Source organism: Polynucleobacter sp. AP-Kaivos-20-H2, from assembly GCF_018882215.1.
Taxonomy (GTDB): Bacteria; Pseudomonadota; Gammaproteobacteria; order Burkholderiales; family Burkholderiaceae; genus Polynucleobacter.
Window position 1 is genome coordinate 450,332 of sequence record NZ_JACVOX010000002.1, and the last position, 16,475, is coordinate 466,806.

Consider the following 16,475-nt stretch of genomic DNA (forward strand, 5'->3'; position numbering starts at 1 on the left):
GCCGAATGGATGATTCAAAATCTCAGCCTTATCTGCGTAGGTCAATTACCCGCCCCAATAAAAATAGCGCCCGAAGACGCTATCGTTATTTTTTGGCCAGTCTTCCAGTACTGGAAGACTGAACCTCATTCAGAATTTAAGCCTTCTTTGCGTATGCAGAGCACCAGCCTTTAGCAGACACTTGCTTGCCAGCAAACAGTGCGCAGCCACCAGCTGCAGAACCTGCAGCACCTTGATAGAGAGAGCAGTTGCCACAAGCTTGTGGAGCAGCGTATTTAGCGTATTTAGCTTTATCAACCTTAGAAGCATCAGCCTTGTAGCCTAAAGCAGCAGCTTGTGGATCAGTTTCTGCAACCATTGCTTGCGCTTGAACTTTACCGTTCAAGGCTAATGTACAGGCACCAGCAGCAGACAAAATCATAAATTGGCGACGACTATTTTTCATGTGAACTCCAAAGAATAAAGGTTATGAGAAGACCTCAAATTAACGCTAGGTGCAATCATAGTAGATGAAATCCCGATCCACTAGAGCCTTCTTAATGCGTTGATTCTTATGGATTTTTTGTTGAGAATTGTTCTCAAACAGTTTGATGTTAAATGGCCTACTTCCAGCCTTTGAGATTCATGCATCCAGCCCACAGTTTGTAATGTACGCCAGTGGTAGATTCTGGGTAATCTTCTTTGCATTCAGCGAAATCCTTCTGAAACGTTGCTTTATTGTTTTTTGTTGGATCAATGTTTTGCGAGGGAAAGTTTGAGCAAGCAATCAAAAGGGATAGTAAACCAAAGATACAAGCTGATCTTTGATAGATCCTTGGCTTTTTTAACTCCATCATTTACTTCTTTTGCCAAGCTGCATATAAGCACCATGCTCACCGCATGCTCGATTAAATGCCACATTAGGCATATCTTCTTTTGAGTCACTCAAACTCTCAACCTTGCTCGCCTGACTATTTCCAGAGAGGCTATAGGTTTTAGTCTGGCAATTAGCCTGAAAAATGTAATCGCCCCGCTTAGAAAAATCTTTGTCCATATTGTAAGCAGCCAACTTGAGTTGACGAACATCTTTTTTTGCATCGATCACCATGACTTCGTTATTCACTACATCATAGAAAATCGGCGTATTGGGTCCGGGCCTTTCTGGAACCTCAGCCGCACTAGGCTCATCTGTTGTGACCTGAACTCGAAATTGTGCAACCCATGCTTCTGCTGAATCTTGTGTCACTGAGGTTTTTGAGGCCCCAACGCGCTCCTTAACGTAAGGCATTCCACCTTGTTGAAACAGGAAGTAATTCACATTTTGATCATCAATAAATTTACGGCCGCAAACCCTCGCTCGTATATAGGCCATAGAGGTTTTGGGCTTAATCTTGATCCAGCCCCACTCTTGCTTAGGGTTAGCTGAATTCACATAAGTTTCCTGCTTAGGCATATGTTCTGCATAAAAAATCTCAGACCATTGGTAATTGCTAAAGCAATCAATTTTTTGCAGATAAGGGCCAATACTGGACGTATTAAAAGGCTGCAATTGGTCTTGATAGGCTCTTTCAGCTAAAAAAGTATTAAAACTTACAACCCCATCTTCATCCTCGACAATTGAATAAGGATCATAAAACCAATTTTTAGTTTTAGATTCAGCTAATAGAATCCATGCGCCCTTTTGGTAATCTTTCAGATTTTCAGGGGGCACACTAAAGAATGGGTTTTCTACTTTGGCACTTGCACGCTTATTAAAATCCGGTTGCTGAGGCCCAAATAGGGAACAACCCGCAAGCAATGCTGACAGAAATAAAAGTGGCCCTAAAAAACTTCTCATGCGCTTATTTTCGCTCAATGAGAGCTAAAAACTCTCTGCGCAAATTGAAATCTCGCAAGAAAGACCCGCGCATCACACTATTAATCATTTTAGAGTCGCGATCTTTTACGCCGCGCCATTGCATACAAAAGTGATCAGCCTCCATCACTACAGCAACACCAACTGGCTTAATCTTTTTCTCCAGCATATCAGCCAGCTCTACTACTGCCTCCTCCTGAATCTGCGGACGGCACATGACCCATTCTGTTAAGCGCGAATACTTAGATAAACCTATGAGTGCTGAATTTTTACTTGGCAAAACGCCAATCCAAATTCGTCCCATAATTGGACAAAGGTGGTGGGAACAGGCGCTACGAACCGTAATCGGACCAATAATCATTAGCTCATTTAAGCGACTGACATTTGGGAATTTAGTCAATACAGGCTGCTCGGTGTAGCGGCCATTAAATACTTCTTGCACATACATCTTAGCAACACGGCGGCTAGTATTTTTGGTGTTGTGATCACTCTCTGTATCAATCACCAAGCTCTCGAGCACTGCCTCCATTTTCTGGGCTACTTCATCCACTAGACCCTCAAGCTCACCTGGCCTAATAAATGCTGAAATATTGTCATTGGCATGAAAACGTGCGTTTTGCGCCTCAATACGGCGACGTATAACAACAGAAAGGGGCAATCCATCTCCTTCTGCTTTATTACCGGCCTTATTAACCTCTGTATTACCTACTTTATTACCTACTTTATTACTTACCTTAGGCGCCATTTTTTGAGGAGTTACTTTTTTAACCACTGTTTTTTTGATTGCATTCTTTTTAGCAGGCGCTTTAGCTGGCGATGTTCTAGCAGTTTGTTTTTTAATGGGCATGAGATTTGTCTCGTCGAATTTTTATATGGGAGTTAGATTTGAAAAAAGAGTGTTACGACACAAACAATACCGATGAGCCACACGATGGATCTAGTGGTTGGCCAATTAGCGATATAGCAAACCAAATAAGCAATACGGGCTAGCACAAAACCCATCGCCAAAGTATCAATACGATCTTGCGGAGCATGGGCAACTGACGCAATGATCACTGCAGCGAAAAAGAAAGGTAAAGACTCGAATAAATTCGCTTGCGCTGCATTGGCGCGCGCTCTAAAGCCAGTTTGTTTGGCTAACCACTCACGGGGCTGACTATTATCGTAGCCCTGAAATCCTCTCTTAGCAATACCGGCAGCAACATATGGCAATAAGCCCATAATAAGTACACAGAAGTAAGCAATCGTCATTGTGTGAAATCCTCTTTAGTGGAAGTAGTTTTGTTTTTAGCCCCTTGAGAGCCTTTGGAGCCTAAGCGTGACTCAGTGCCATTCAATAAGTTTTGAATATTGCTACGATGTCGCCAGATCAACAAGAGACTGACTACAAGTAGCGCAAAGCCCATCGGCTGAAAGCCAAATAGAAAAACAAAATAGATTGGACCAAATATCGCAGCAGACAAAGCGGCCAGAGATGAATAGCGCAAGAAGAATGCAACGATCAACCAAGTACTCAAAGTAGCCAGCCCTAATACCCAATTAATCCCGAACAAAATACCGCAGGCAGTAGCAACACCTTTACCACCTTTAAATCCATGGAATACCGGAAATAAATGTCCTAAAAAGACCGCAATCACTACACCACATAAAACCCAAGAGCCCAACGTAGAAGATAGGGACTCATCGCCTAAGAGCACACGAGCCAACATTACAGCAAAATAACCTTTTAAAGCATCGCCGAGTAATGTGAGGACTGCGGCTAATTTATTACCAGTACGCAATACATTGGTAGCGCCAGGATTTCCAGAGCCATAAGAATGTGGATCTGGCAAACGCATAAATTTACTTACCACCACAGCAAAAGACACTGAGCCGATCAAATAAGCCATTGGAATCAATAAGAGAGTTAAATTTTGGTCCATATCGCTATCTTAAACACTAATCTAGGCATCCGAGAGATGCAGGGTGTAATTATCGAAATAACTCAAGCACCACGAGGATGATGCTGCTGATGGATGGATTTGAGACGCTCTCTAGCAATATGCGTATAAATCTGCGTAGTTGAGATATCTGCGTGCCCCAAAAGCAACTGGACCACCCTCAAATCTGCCCCATGATTTAACAGATGTGTTGCAAAAGCATGTCGCAAAGTATGGGGGGAGAGTGCAACAGGAATATTCGCCACGGTTGCATAGCGCTTAATTAGCACCCAAAATGCTTGGCGCGTCATTCCGGTGCCCGTATGGCGCCCCACAAAAACTGCATCCGTTGTCTTACCTTCTAGCAAAATTGACCTTGCATCAGATAGATAACGTCGCAACCATTGGCCCGCTTCACCGCCAAATGGAACTAAGCGCTCCTTGCCGCCCTTGCCATTGACTACGCGAACCACTCCCTCATTCAATCCTAATGCAACCGTCTTTAGCGAAACAATTTCTGAAACTCGTAAACCACTGGCATACATCAATTCAAGCATTGTGCGATCACGCAAACCCAAAGGTGTCTCCACATCTGGCGCGTTGAGCAAAGCTGCCACTTGATCTTCGCTCAAGGTTTTTGGAAAGCGCATTGCTTGCTTGGCCGCACGTAAGCCAATGCAGGGATCTGACTTCACGAGGTTCATGCGCAAGGCATGACGATAAAAACGCTTAAATACAGTAAGCCTGCGATTGGCAGTAGTTGCCTTATCAGCACGGCGATGGGCGATATAGGCAGTGAGATCTTTATCAGTAACACCGTATAAATCAGCACCTGAATTCTGATGGAGCCACTGCGCCAGCAATAAAAGATCTCGTCTGTATGCAGACAAACTATTTTGCGCTAAGCCATCTTCCAGCCAGCAAGTATCACAAAAGCGCTCAATTGCCTCTTGGCTTGCCGGCGCTATCGGAGCTGGGACACTAGTCACGGAAATTATTAAAGCCCAATGGCGCTTCTGTAACTTCCTTTTTTAACAAAGCCATCGTTTCTTGTAAGTCATCGCGCTTTGTGCCGGTAACACGTACCGCATCACCCTGAATACTCGCCTGAACTTTAATTTTGCTGTCTTTGATGATGCGCACCACTTTTTTAGAAAGCTCAGAAGTGATTCCTTTTTGGATCTTCATCGTTTGTTTGCGCTTATCGCCGCCAATCGTTTCTGTTTTGTCATCTTTGAGATAACGTACATCCACGTTTCTTTTGGCCATTTTGTTAATCAGTACATCACGTACCTGGCCTAATTTGAAGTCATCATCGCCGAACAAAATTAAGGCTTCGTCTTTTTGCTCTACACGACTGTCAGAACCCTTAAAGTCAAAACGGTTAGTAATTTCTTTATTCGATTGCTCAATCGCATTTTTGAGCTCAACCATATCCGGTTCGCAAACTACGTCAAATGAGGGCATCTCAATTCCTTTTTATGGGTTATTAACTAGTACCAAGCTGGTGCAATAGTAAGATTTTCCAGAAATTCTTCCCAGAAAACCGAAGACGAATAAGATTGTGGCATGAACTGTGCAAAAAATGCGCCTCCGCCAGCAAAATTGACCCTCAATCTTGAGCTGCAATCACGCAATACTTTTGGCTTAGAAGTGGTTGCTGAGCGCGCATACGAAATCACCGATTCCGACCAGGTTCCCGCGCTGATGCATGAGATCACTCAAAACCAATGGAAGTGGCACGTATTAGGTAGTGGTAGCAACGTCATCCTTCCCCCTGTTTTATCCGGCGCCACACTGCTGATGAATATTGCCGGTCAAAAACTAACTCAGACCGAGCCCGATAACGCTTATCTTGAGGTGGGAGCAGGTGTGAACTGGCATGAGCTAGTCAAATGGACGCTGGATAATGATTTGCCTGGCTTAGAAAACTTAGCCCTCATTCCGGGAACGGTTGGCGCAGCGCCCATTCAAAATATTGGGGCTTATGGGGTTGAGATTGGCCAATACATAGATCACGTCAGAGCCTATGACACTAATACCAATCAATTTGTATCGATCACTAATGCAGAGTGCGAGTTTGCTTATCGAGATAGCATCTTCAAGAAAAACCCCAATCGCTTTGTAGTCACTCAAGTGATATTCAAGTTACCTAAGGTATGGCAGGCAAGAGTGCATTACGCTGACTTAGCAGCGATTGCATCATCTAACTCAACTGCCAACCCAACTCCACAAGTCATTTTTGAAACCGTTTGCACCGTTCGTTCAAAAAAATTACCGGACCCCAAAGTGATTGGCAATGCAGGTAGCTTCTTCCAGAATCCACTGGTTAGCGCTAATCAATATGAAGCTCTGTTGGCTAAATTTCCCAAACTCGTTTCTTACCCGGATGTAGGCAATCAGCGCAAATTAGCTGCAGGCTGGCTGATTGATCAATGTGGCCTCAAAGGACAGCGTTTGGGTGAAGTAGGCGTCTACGAACAACAAGCGCTGGTAATTGTCAATCACGGCAAAGGAACTGCTGCTGATATTTTGGATCTAGCAAAAATAATTCAAGATAAGGTACAGCAACAGTTTGGCGTCACACTAGAAATCGAACCAAACATTCTGTAATTCTTTTCTTATTTAGTTTTTCTCGCGCCCACGCACCCGTAATTGCACTTGCACTTACTTTAGCTAGTTGACTTTAATCTCACCCAACTTCACGACTGCCGCACCCTTCGCAAGACGAATTTCATACTTAGGTCCAACCTGCAACTCACCTGGTTCACGCACGGCGTGCACGCCATCAGCAATGTTGAGGACTACCGCATAACCACGCTCTAAAGTACGTTGTGGATTGAGCATTTCCAACTGTGATTGAAAATGCTCTTGATTGCGCTTCCACGAATTCATTCGCACAGACCAAGCTTGATTCAGGCGCTGCTGCCAGCTCATAATTTGCTCGCGCATACGATCGGGGTTCGGTAAGGCATGAGCAAGGCGTAAAGCCAATTGATCCAAGGTTTGCGCTTCTCGCTCCACACGTTGACGCACGCGTTGCAGCATGGCCTGTTTAATAGCTTCCAGCTCTTGCAGCATTTGATCCTTGCGCGGAGCAGCCAGCTCTGCTGCACCCGTTGGAGTTGGAGCACGCAAGTCAGCAACAAAATCAGCAATCGTCACATCAGTTTCATGTCCTACGCCACTAACAATAGGAATGCTAGATTGCGCAATGGCATACGCTAACTGCTCATCATTAAATGCCCACAAGTCCTCAATGCTTCCACCGCCCCGCACCAGCAAAATGACGTCTACTGCATTTTCTTTTTCCGCCGATTTCAGTGCGGCAATAATTCCTGCGGGTGCATCAGGCCCTTGCACCAGTGTTGGATAAATCACAATCGGAATATGGGGCGCTCTGCGAGCGAGTGTACTGAGCACATCTTTTAATGCAGCAGCTTGTGGTGATGTGATGATGCCAATCGATCTGGGATGGCTTGGAATCTCGCGTTTGCGATCGGCATCAAATAAACCCTCTTTGGCAAGCTTGGCTTTGAGCTTTAAAAAAGCTTCGTACAAACCACCCATGCCTGCGCGACGCAAAGACTGGATGGTTAACTGAATATCGCCACGCGGAACATACATTCCTAAGTTAGCGCTTACCTCCACTAAATCACCAGACTGAGGCATAAAACCTACTTGTCCGTTTCTTCCGCGGAACATAACGCAGCGGATCTGCCCTTCTTCATCTTTCAATGAGAAGTACCAGTGCCCGCTGTCATAAGCCTTAAAGTTCGAAATCTCACCGCTGACCAAGACAGTATCGAAACGCTCCTCTAATGAGGCAGCAATGGCGCGGTTTAGATCGCCAACAGTAAGGATTTGCCTTGATATTTCCGACATTTTTTCTCTTTATCTACAAAACCATAAGGCTTAGCGCCCCATAAATATCCACAGCAGGTCAATTAGGCTTGGCTACAACAATGTAAGTAAGTAACTACTGACCCAAAACGTCTCATAAAACCAACATATAAAATATAAGTTATTGATTTATATCAATAAATATTAGACTTTATTTCAAAGAATTTAAGCCAGAATACCCGAGTTCTACGGTCAATCAATGACTTACAGCCACCTTAAGGAAAAGTTACGCACAGAGTTATCCACAGGCTAGCTTTCAGAATACGATTTTTAATTCAGCTAAAGTACTGAGCTTATGTACTCCATCTTACTGTCTGCCGGTTGGCCCATCTGGCCTCTTTTGATCATCTCCATTCTGGGATTAGCCATTGTCATTGAGCGGGCCTGGTATTTGCGTCAAATCCAAGTATTTCCGAAGAACAGCCTAGAATCCGCTTTTAGCTTGGCCAACAGCCTTTCTAATGGCAAATCTGTAACCGACTCTGAGATCAGCTCCTTACAGCAATCCTCCCCGGCTGGGAGCCTCTTTGCCTGCCTTTTAAAAGAAAAATCGCAAGGCGCCAGCGCCAATAACGCCATAGAAGAACTGCAAGCCACAGCTCAGTCCGTTTGGCTAAAGCTCGACCGTTATCTTGGTGTCTTGGCAACCATTGCCACTGTCGCGCCATTGCTGGGATTATTCGGCACAGTAGTTGGCATGATTGAGATCTTTGGTAGTCAAGGCAGCATTAGCAACATTGGGGGCGCTGCAGGCAGCCCACAACAACTTGCTCATGGAATTTCAGTAGCGCTGTACAACACCGCATTTGGCTTGCTAATTGCTATTCCTGCTTTGGCCGCATGGAGAGGACTAAGGGCGATGGCAAACCAGCGTCAACGAGAGTGTGAAGAATTTACGAGACAGCTATTTAAAAAACTGTATCCAACAGATTCTTCAAAATCTTAAGTTGCCTATGAACTGGTTAAACACAAGTTCTCGTAAACGATTTTCGTTAGGATCGGTGGCAGCACCTGCTGATCCTGAAATTAATCTCATTCCATTTATTGATGTGCTCTTAGTGGTATTGATCTTTTTAATGATCTCCACCACCTTTACCCGATTTCAAGAACTGGCAATCACACTACCAACTGCAAATGGAAATGAAGCGCAGACCGAAGTAAAACAAATTCACATCGCCGTTAGTCGTGATGGTCGCTTTGCTGTCAATGGAAAATTAGTGGATCGCTCTCAATTAACCACCGCACTTGGGCAATTAACCGGCTCTGGCAGTGCCGCGAATAACAACCTACAAGTCAATATCGATGCAGATGCTAAAGCACCGCACCAATCGGTGATGAGCGCCCTAGAGGCAGCACGCGATGCTAATCTGACCAATATTGTCTTTAGCAGTCAAACCAAGAAATAACTCTTAAAAAATAATGGCTAAGTCTTTCTTTCGCAAAGCTCCCAAGTTCTGGGAAAGACGCGGGCCCACGAGCCTGCTCTTATGGCCACTGTCATGGATTTATGGATGTGTATTGCGAATTCGCAAACTCATCGCAGATCTAGATTTAGTTACACCAAAATTCTCACCCGTGCCCATCATCATTGTGGGCAATATTCGTGTTGGCGGCACAGGTAAGACTCCGATTGTGATTGCTTTAGCTGAACGCTTAAGTCAGCTAGGTTGGAAACCTGGAATTATTAGTCACGGCTTTGGATCGCAAACCCTCTCAACACCTCAGCAAGTTCGCAGCGACTCAGACCCCAGCTCAGTAGGTGATGAGCCAGTGCTGATAGCAAAGCGTACCCACAATCAATTTCCACTTTGGGTATTCCCAAAACGCAAGTTGAGCATTCGCGCATTACTGAAACACTCGCCCGAGGTGAACGTCATTATTAGCGACGACGGTTTACAGCATCAGGGGTTAACACGCTGGCCCGCACGAGAAGGTGGTCGCGATATTGAGTTCGTTGTGCGCGATGCTCGTGGCGAAGGCAATCGCTTTCTATTGCCCGCAGGGCCACTACGTGAACCCGCCACTCGTGAACGAGATGCCACTCTATTTACAGGCAATTCAAAGCCAGTAAAAAGTATTGATGGATTGAGCGACTATTTTCTTGGTCGAAGAGCCTTTGCTTTAAAAGCACAATTAGGCACTCCCTATCAACTCATTAATCAAAGCAATACCAAATCTCTCGGAGAAATTGCCCAGTCCTACTTGCCAAACAAAATTCAGGCCGTTGCTGCTTTAGGAAATCCTCAAGGATTTTTTGATGATTTACTTCATCATGGTATAGCTGCTAAGTGCATTCCTTTACCGGACCATGCAACTTACACCCCTGAATTTTTTGCCAATATGAAAGCTGCATGCATTCTGATTACCGAAAAGGATGCCGTGAAGTGCACTCATATCCATGATGAGCGTATTTGGGTGGTGCCTATGAGTTTACGCATTCCAGACGACCTGGCTGATTGGCTGCAGTCCATTCTGCAAAGACCCGATCCAAACCGTTACACTTTGTAAACATCTGCAACTTCATACCTCACACTACACAAGATCATGGATAAACGCCTTCTCGATATTTTGGTTTGCCCTTTATGCAAAAGCCCCCTGCACTTAGATGCCGAGAAAAAAGAATTGATCTGCAAAGCCGATCGTTTGGCCTACCCAATTCGCGACGATATTCCAGTCATGCTCGTGGACGAAGCCCGCAGCCTGACTGCTGATGAAGTTTGAGAACACTCTAGTAACATGCCTGATTTTTTAGTCGTCATTCCTGCAAGGTTGGGCTCTACTCGTTTACCGAGAAAGCCACTAGCTGATATCGGCGGAAAACCGATGGTTGTCAGAGTTGCGGAACGCGCCAAACAATCTCTTGCGCAAAACGTAGTCGTTGCTACTGATTCTCCTGAAATACAGGCGGCGTGCGATGAGCATCGCATTGAATGCTTACTTACTAGCCCCAATCATCTAACAGGCACCGATCGAATTGCTGAAGTAGCGCAGCTACTCAAATTACCAGGTAGCGCCTTAGTTGTAAATGTGCAAGGTGATGAGCCCCTTATTCCGCCCGAACTCATTAATGAAGTTGCAAATGCTTTAGCTAACAATCCAAACTGCGCTATTTCTACCATTGCGACACCGATCACCCATTCATCTGAAATTGAAAATCCGAATGTTGTGAAGGTAGTACTCAATCGCGCCAATGAGGCACTTTACTTCTCCAGGGCGCCGATACCGTTTGTTCGCGATGAAAGCGCGGCATCAGCAACCACCCACTTACGCCATTTAGGAATTTACGCCTACCGAGCTGATTTTTTACAGGCCTATACCCGCCTTGAACCAGCACCTCCTGAGCAAGTAGAGGCTCTAGAGCAATTAAGAGCACTATGGAACGGCTATCGTATTGCCGTTCATACCACCCTAGATGCGCCTCCTGCAGGGGTAGACACCCCAGAAGACCTAGAACGGGTCCGCCAGATTTTTGCAAATTCCCAATAGCTACAGGTTCTTGGGGATAATCCTAGGAACAAGATGGATGGGTACTACCCAAAATACGCGACAATTACAGGTCTTCAAAGGGGAAAATAATGCGATTAATTCTGCTCGGTGCACCAGGTGCTGGCAAGGGCACACAAGCTCAATTCATTTGCGCAAAATTTGCAATTCCACAAATCTCCACTGGAGATATGTTGCGTGCTGCAGTTAAAGCTGGAACAGAATTAGGAATTGCAGCCAAAAAAATTATGGATGCAGGCGGCCTCGTGTCAGATGACATCATCATCGGCTTGGTAAAGGATCGCTTAACTCAGCCTGATTGCAGCAAAGGTTATTTGTTCGACGGCTTTCCAAGAACCATTCCTCAAGCGCAAGCCATGAAAGATGCTGGCGTGCCAATCGATTACGTTTTAGAAATTGACGTGCCATTTGATGCCATCATCGATCGCATGGGTGGACGTCGTGTTCATCCAGCCTCCGGTCGCACTTATCACATCAAGTACAACCCACCTAAGGTGGCTGGTAAAGACGATGTTACAGGCGAAGATTTGATTCAGCGCGATGACGACAAAGAAGAAACTGTGCGTAAGCGCTTGCAGGTATATGACGATCAAACTCGTCCATTGGTTGAGTACTACTCCACTTGGGCAACACAAGCCAGTCCAAGCGACAAAGTAAAAGCGCCTGCCTACCGCAAAGTTAGCGGCACCGGCAGTGTTGAAGACATTACGGCATCTATTTTTGCTTCACTAAAATAGAACTCTGTTGGCGTGACAACATCTAAGAAGCCAATTTACGCACATCGGCTAGTATTACTGCTTTTTTTAGGGGTCGGAGTACTTGGGTATTTAATGAAAGCCATCGATGGCTTTCATGCCACCCCAGGAGATCTGATTGACGCCAGATTCAATAGCGTCATTCTTGAACATCTTTACAACTGGCTTCGGCATGGACTAAATGGCAATTGGGCTGATATTTGGAGTCCTGCCTTTTTCTATCCCTATCAAAACGTTTTAGCTTTTAGTGACAATCATTTTGGAACGGCTTTCAGCTATATCCTTCTGAGGTACTTAGGACTTTCACGAGAAATTTCTTTTAGTGGTTGGTACGCCATTGGGTTTTGCCTAAACTTTGCCTGTAGCTTTTTAGTCTTTAGACGCCTTCAATTTAGCGCATTTGCCTCGAGCGCAGCAGCGTTTGTATTTGCATTTGCACTACCAGTAATTGCACAGGATGGGCACAGCCAATTTAGTTACCGTTTTGCTATCCCATTTGCATTTTTAGCATTGTGGAATTTTGGAATGAATCGAAACTTGCGCTCACTTGCATGGCTAGCATTTTGGACGAGTCTTCAGTTCTTATGCTCAATCTATATGGGTGTATTTCTTACCATCTTTCTAGCTACATGCTTGTTGCCCATATACCTATTAACAAGGAATACTGGCGTGATCTCAGCTGCAGGGGCACGGGTAACATATAACTCCAAATCTAATTGTATCTATCTTGCGTTACTCATCGTCAGCGTCTTAGCAAGCCTGACCCTCGTCATGAAATACCAAGCCGTTTCTCAGGAATACGGCTTTGTTTCAGATCCGTGGGAAATAAATCAAATGACGCCTAGGCTTGAGAGCTATTTAATCGCAGATCGCTCTGAATTAAGCGGCTTTATTGGCAAGGCTTTAGCAGAAAATCTCTCAACATCACCTTATCGAAGTGAACATCAACTCTTTTTAGGTGTTGGGGTAGTAATTTTTTTACTCCTAGGCACCCTCTTTTGTTGGACAAGCAAGACAACGCAGAATAGTCACCCAAATCAGATACAAATTCAGGCGGGCAAAATTGCTTGCATAGCTCTTATTACACTTTTTTTTGGCACATTAATGTATGGTGTTGGGAGTATCTGGATGTCATTAACTATCATCCCCGGGCTTAATGCTATCCGCGCTGTTACACGAATTATTTTAATCATGGTATTTCCAGTCTCCATCATGGTCGCGATAGCATGTGAAAAACTTTATTACAGCGAGACTTTCAACACCGACGCAAAAAAGACCTGCCTCATCATCGGAACCGCTATTTTGCTTTGCAGTGAGACTGTATTGTTTCAAAACAGTAGAACTCCAATTGAAGCATGGTCTCAAAGAATTCACATTCTTGAAAATGGCCTTGAGGCTCCATTGAATAGAGATCATATTTTGTTTGTAGTCAAAGATGAAGCAAAGCTCGGCTATGAACTTCCAGAGGTTGATGCCATGGTCTTTGCACAGGACAGGGGCATACCCACAATCAATGGTTATTCAGGCAAATTTCCGCCAGGCAATGACCACAACCCCATTGAGCGATGTATTTCTGCACAAGAAAGGCTCAGTAGCTATGCAAAATTTACAAAGGTAGAAAGTAACTCTACAATAGTGACATTAATGAAAAAAATTATTACCACTCCAAATATATCTTGTGGTCTTAAAAAGTAAGCATCACAACAACTAGTTGCCTGGAATTTAATGCGCCTCTCCATCATCATCCCTTGCTATAACGAAGTAAATACCATTGACACCATTATTAATGCCGTCAATGCCGCCCCTTATCCCGATAAAGAAATCATCATCGTTGATGATTGCTCAAAAGACGGCACTCGCAACAAGCTCAAGAATGAAATTGAAAATTCTGGCCGGGTAAGTCAAGTGTTATATCACGAAGTGAACCAAGGTAAGGGCGCTGCGCTACGTACTGGCATTGCTGCGGCTACAGGCGATCTAGTCATTATTCAAGATGCCGACATGGAATATGATCCCAATGAATATCCTTTGCTGGTAGAGCCCATCCTGAACAATCGCGCTGACGTTGTATTTGGTTCGCGCTTTTTAGGTGGGCATGCACACCGCGTTCTATATTTTTGGCATCGCGTAGGCAATGGCTTCTTAACTCTCCTCTCAAACATGTTCACTAACTTGAACTTAACTGACATGGAGACTTGCTACAAAGTTTTCAGAAGAGAAATAATTCAAAGTATTAGCATTGAAGAAAATCGTTTCGGCTTTGAGCCCGAGATCACAGCAAAAATCGCAAAATTGCATTGTCGAATTTATGAAGTTGGCATTTCCTATTACGGTCGCACCTACGATGAAGGCAAGAAAATTGGCTGGCGCGATGGTTTTAGAGCCATTTATTGCATTGTTAAATATCGCTTCAAATAATGCGGATTGTTAAGTATTTTTTTGTTGGCGGAGCAGCCACCGCAGTTGATTTTGGAATTTTTGCTCTTTTTGCAGGCTACTTAGATTACCCGTGGTTTATTGTTTCCATCTGCAGCATGATTGCGGGAACTTTAACCAACTATTTTCTATCGATTCGCTTTGTATTTAAAAGTGGATCTAAGCACAGCAAGCATTTAGAAGTTATGGGTGTTTTTATTGTTAGTGGTTTAGGCATTCTTGCAAATCAATGCATCCTTTACATTGCGATTGAATTAGTCGGTCTTGGTCTAATCCTCTCAAAATGTATCGCCACGGGAATTGTTTTTTTCTGGAACTACCTAGGACGAAGCAAGCTCATCTTTAGCAAATAGAATTATTTCAATTCTTTTAGGGCGCTCTCAAAAGACTCAATATCGGCAAAGCTTCTGTAAACAGAGGCAAAGCGAATATAAGCAACCTTATCAAGACGCTTGAGCTCACGCATCACCAACTCACCTACGCGCTCACTAGGGATTTCTTTTTCACCCAGACTTAGGAGTTTCTCTTCGATACGGGCAATCGATTCATCTACTGAATCAGATGAGACTGGGCGTTTGCGCAAAGCCAACTTTAGTGAGCTGGCTAATTTATCGTGACTGTACTCAACTCGGCTGCCATTTTTTTTCACAATGGCGGGGAGCACTAATTCAACACGCTCATAAGTCGTGAATCGCTTGTCACATTTAGCGCAGCGGCGGCGGCGGCGAATGGTATCGCCCTCGTCAGATACCCGGGTATCTAGAACCTGGGTATCTTCGTTATGGCAAAAAGGGCAGCGCAATGAACTCTTCTTTTCTTAGTTGGGTTACTTATTGCTTAAATAGTGCTTAACCGTAAACCGGGAAACGCTTAGTCAGCTCAGAAACCTGTCCGCGCACTTTAGCGATATTTTCTGGATCATTTGGATTATCCAAAACATCGGCGATAAAGTTACCTACTTGTCTAGCTTCCGCTTCTTTAAATCCACGAGTAGTCATCGCCGGGGAACCCAAACGAATGCCACTAGTCACCATCGGTTTTTCTGGATCATTTGGAATGCCGTTTTTGTTACAAGTGATATGAGCCTCACCTAATACTCGTTCAGCCTCCTTACCAGTCATTTTCTTGGCACGTAAATCTACCAACATCACGTGTGAATCAGTGCCGCCTGAAACAATACGCAAGCCACGCGCAATTAAAGTTTCAGCAAGCGCTTTAGCATTAGCAACTACTTGCTTTTGATAATCTTTGAAGCCTGGCTCTGCTGCCTCTTTAAATGCCACTGCTTTAGCAGCAATGACGTGCATTAAAGGACCGCCTTGTAAACCTGGAAATACTGCAGAGTTAATTGCTTTCTCGTGCTCCGCCTTCATCAAGATGATGCCGCCACGCGGGCCACGCAAGCTCTTGTGGGTTGTAGAAGTCACGATGTCTGCGTGTGGCACTGGGTTTGGATAAACACCAGCAGCAACCAAGCCAGCATAGTGGGCCATGTCCACCATAAAGATTGCACCCACCTCTTTTGCTAATTTTCCAATGCGCTCAAAGTCAATTTTCTTTGAGTACGCTGATGCACCAGCAATAATCAATTTAGGTTTGTGCTCGCGAGCAAGACGCTCCATTTGCTCGTAATCAATTTCTTCATTCTTGTCCAGGCCATAAGCAATAGGATTGAACCACTTACCACTCATATTTAAAGCCATGCCATGAGTTAAGTGGCCACCTTCAGCCAAACTCATGCCCATGAACGTATCGCCTGGCTTTAAGAAAGCCAAGAACACCGCTTGATTCGCAGATGCGCCGCAATGGGGCTGTACGTTTGCTGCTTCAGCACCAAATAAGGCTTTAACACGATCAATTGCCAATTGCTCAGCAACGTCAACAAACTCACAGCCACCGTAATAACGCTTGCCTGGATAACCCTCGGCATACTTATTTGTTAACTGGGAACCTTGAGCTTCCATAACCGCTGGTGAGGTATAGTTTTCAGAGGCAATCAGCTCAATATGGTCTTCTTGGCGACGATTTTCGTTCTGAACGGCTGCCCACAATTCTGGGTCGGTTTTAGATAAAGTTTTTTGACGGTCAAACATAGCGATAATCCTGGTGTAGTTGAGCTGCTTT

20 protein-coding genes are annotated in these 16,475 nt (G+C 44.6%); 10 read left to right on the forward strand and 10 right to left on the reverse strand.

Going from position 1 to position 16,475, the window contains the following annotated elements:
• Positions 1-136: 136 nt before the first annotated feature.
• The 7 genes from ICE89_RS06635 to ICE89_RS06665 all read right to left on the reverse strand — a co-directional run bounded on the left by ICE89_RS06635 (position 137) and on the right by ICE89_RS06665 (position 5,220).
• Positions 137-445: a high-potential iron-sulfur protein gene (locus tag ICE89_RS06635; RefSeq protein WP_216265317.1), complete on the reverse strand. Its 309-nt coding sequence runs from the start codon at positions 443-445 to the stop codon at positions 137-139.
• Between the two features lie 387 nt (positions 446-832).
• Complete coding sequence (locus ICE89_RS06640; RefSeq protein WP_216265318.1) at positions 833-1,816, reverse strand: hypothetical protein; 984 nt, start codon at positions 1,814-1,816, stop codon at positions 833-835.
• Positions 1,817-1,820: 4 nt separating this feature from the next.
• Positions 1,821-2,681, reverse strand: coding sequence for a GTP cyclohydrolase I (locus ICE89_RS06645; RefSeq protein WP_255558739.1), 861 nt, complete (start codon positions 2,679-2,681; stop codon positions 1,821-1,823).
• 32 nt (positions 2,682-2,713) lie between these two features.
• Positions 2,714-3,085: an MAPEG family protein gene (locus ICE89_RS06650; RefSeq protein WP_216265319.1), complete on the reverse strand. Its 372-nt coding sequence runs from the start codon at positions 3,083-3,085 to the stop codon at positions 2,714-2,716.
• Positions 3,082-3,756 carry a glycerol-3-phosphate 1-O-acyltransferase PlsY gene (gene plsY, locus ICE89_RS06655; RefSeq protein WP_216265320.1) on the reverse strand — a complete coding sequence of 225 codons (675 nt, stop codon included), beginning with the start codon at positions 3,754-3,756 and terminating at the stop codon, positions 3,082-3,084. Before plsY ends, ICE89_RS06650 begins: the two co-directional genes overlap by 4 nt.
• A 62-nt stretch (positions 3,757-3,818) precedes the next feature.
• Positions 3,819-4,748, reverse strand: a complete 930-nt coding sequence (gene xerD, locus ICE89_RS06660) for a site-specific tyrosine recombinase XerD (protein WP_370625349.1) — start codon at positions 4,746-4,748, stop codon at positions 3,819-3,821.
• Positions 4,735-5,220: a YajQ family cyclic di-GMP-binding protein gene (locus ICE89_RS06665; protein ID WP_216265322.1), complete on the reverse strand. Its 486-nt coding sequence runs from the start codon at positions 5,218-5,220 to the stop codon at positions 4,735-4,737. The genes xerD and ICE89_RS06665 overlap by 14 nt, the downstream gene beginning before the upstream one ends.
• Before the next feature lie 102 nt (positions 5,221-5,322).
• Here ICE89_RS06665 and murB point away from each other — a divergent pair, with 102 nt between their 5' ends.
• The gene (gene murB / locus ICE89_RS06670; RefSeq protein ID WP_216265323.1) at positions 5,323-6,366 is read left to right on the forward strand and encodes a UDP-N-acetylmuramate dehydrogenase; all 1,044 of its coding nucleotides are present in this window, start codon (positions 5,323-5,325) and stop codon (positions 6,364-6,366) included.
• Between the two features lie 63 nt (positions 6,367-6,429).
• On the opposite strand, the gene xseA is transcribed toward murB, so the two are convergent.
• A complete protein-coding gene (gene xseA / locus ICE89_RS06675) occupies positions 6,430-7,638 on the reverse strand; it encodes an exodeoxyribonuclease VII large subunit (protein WP_216265324.1) in 1,209 nt (402 codons plus the stop codon).
• 313 nt (positions 7,639-7,951) lie between these two features.
• On the opposite strand from xseA, the gene ICE89_RS06680 reads away from it, so the two are divergent.
• The 9 genes from ICE89_RS06680 (at position 7,952) to ICE89_RS06720 (ending at position 14,704) form a co-directional block, all read left to right on the forward strand.
• Positions 7,952-8,602, forward strand: a complete 651-nt coding sequence (locus ICE89_RS06680; protein ID WP_216265325.1) for a MotA/TolQ/ExbB proton channel family protein — start codon at positions 7,952-7,954, stop codon at positions 8,600-8,602.
• A 7-nt stretch (positions 8,603-8,609) separates the two neighbouring features.
• Complete coding sequence (locus ICE89_RS06685; RefSeq protein ID WP_216265326.1) at positions 8,610-9,062, forward strand: biopolymer transporter ExbD; 453 nt, start codon at positions 8,610-8,612, stop codon at positions 9,060-9,062.
• Positions 9,063-9,075: 13 nt separating this feature from the next.
• A complete protein-coding gene (lpxK, locus tag ICE89_RS06690) occupies positions 9,076-10,164 on the forward strand; it encodes a tetraacyldisaccharide 4'-kinase (protein ID WP_216265327.1) in 1,089 nt (362 codons plus the stop codon).
• A 36-nt stretch (positions 10,165-10,200) separates the two neighbouring features.
• On the forward strand, positions 10,201-10,377 hold the full coding sequence (locus ICE89_RS06695; protein WP_216265328.1) for a Trm112 family protein: 177 nt from the start codon (positions 10,201-10,203) through the stop codon (positions 10,375-10,377).
• Between the two features lie 15 nt (positions 10,378-10,392).
• On the forward strand, positions 10,393-11,142 hold the full coding sequence (gene kdsB / locus ICE89_RS06700; protein WP_216265329.1) for a 3-deoxy-manno-octulosonate cytidylyltransferase: 750 nt from the start codon (positions 10,393-10,395) through the stop codon (positions 11,140-11,142).
• Positions 11,143-11,231: 89 nt separating this feature from the next.
• Positions 11,232-11,897, forward strand: coding sequence for an adenylate kinase (adk, locus tag ICE89_RS06705; protein WP_216265330.1), 666 nt, complete (start codon positions 11,232-11,234; stop codon positions 11,895-11,897).
• Positions 11,898-11,990: 93 nt separating this feature from the next.
• Positions 11,991-13,610, forward strand: a complete 1,620-nt coding sequence (locus tag ICE89_RS06710) for a hypothetical protein (RefSeq protein ID WP_216265331.1) — start codon at positions 11,991-11,993, stop codon at positions 13,608-13,610.
• 30 nt (positions 13,611-13,640) lie between these two features.
• The gene (locus tag ICE89_RS06715) at positions 13,641-14,333 is read left to right on the forward strand and encodes a glycosyltransferase family 2 protein (RefSeq protein WP_216265332.1); all 693 of its coding nucleotides are present in this window, start codon (positions 13,641-13,643) and stop codon (positions 14,331-14,333) included.
• Positions 14,333-14,704 (forward strand): GtrA family protein, encoded by a 372-nt coding sequence (locus tag ICE89_RS06720; RefSeq protein WP_216265333.1) that lies wholly within the window; start codon positions 14,333-14,335, stop codon positions 14,702-14,704. The genes ICE89_RS06715 and ICE89_RS06720 overlap by 1 nt, the downstream gene beginning before the upstream one ends.
• Positions 14,705-14,706: 2 nt before the next feature.
• Here the strand turns inward: ICE89_RS06720 and nrdR are convergent, their stop codons facing one another.
• Complete coding sequence (gene nrdR / locus ICE89_RS06725) at positions 14,707-15,153, reverse strand: transcriptional regulator NrdR (RefSeq protein WP_216121648.1); 447 nt, start codon at positions 15,151-15,153, stop codon at positions 14,707-14,709.
• Between the two features lie 46 nt (positions 15,154-15,199).
• Positions 15,200-16,444, reverse strand: a complete 1,245-nt coding sequence (glyA, locus tag ICE89_RS06730; RefSeq protein ID WP_216265334.1) for a serine hydroxymethyltransferase — start codon at positions 16,442-16,444, stop codon at positions 15,200-15,202.
• Positions 16,445-16,475 lie beyond the last annotated feature (31 nt).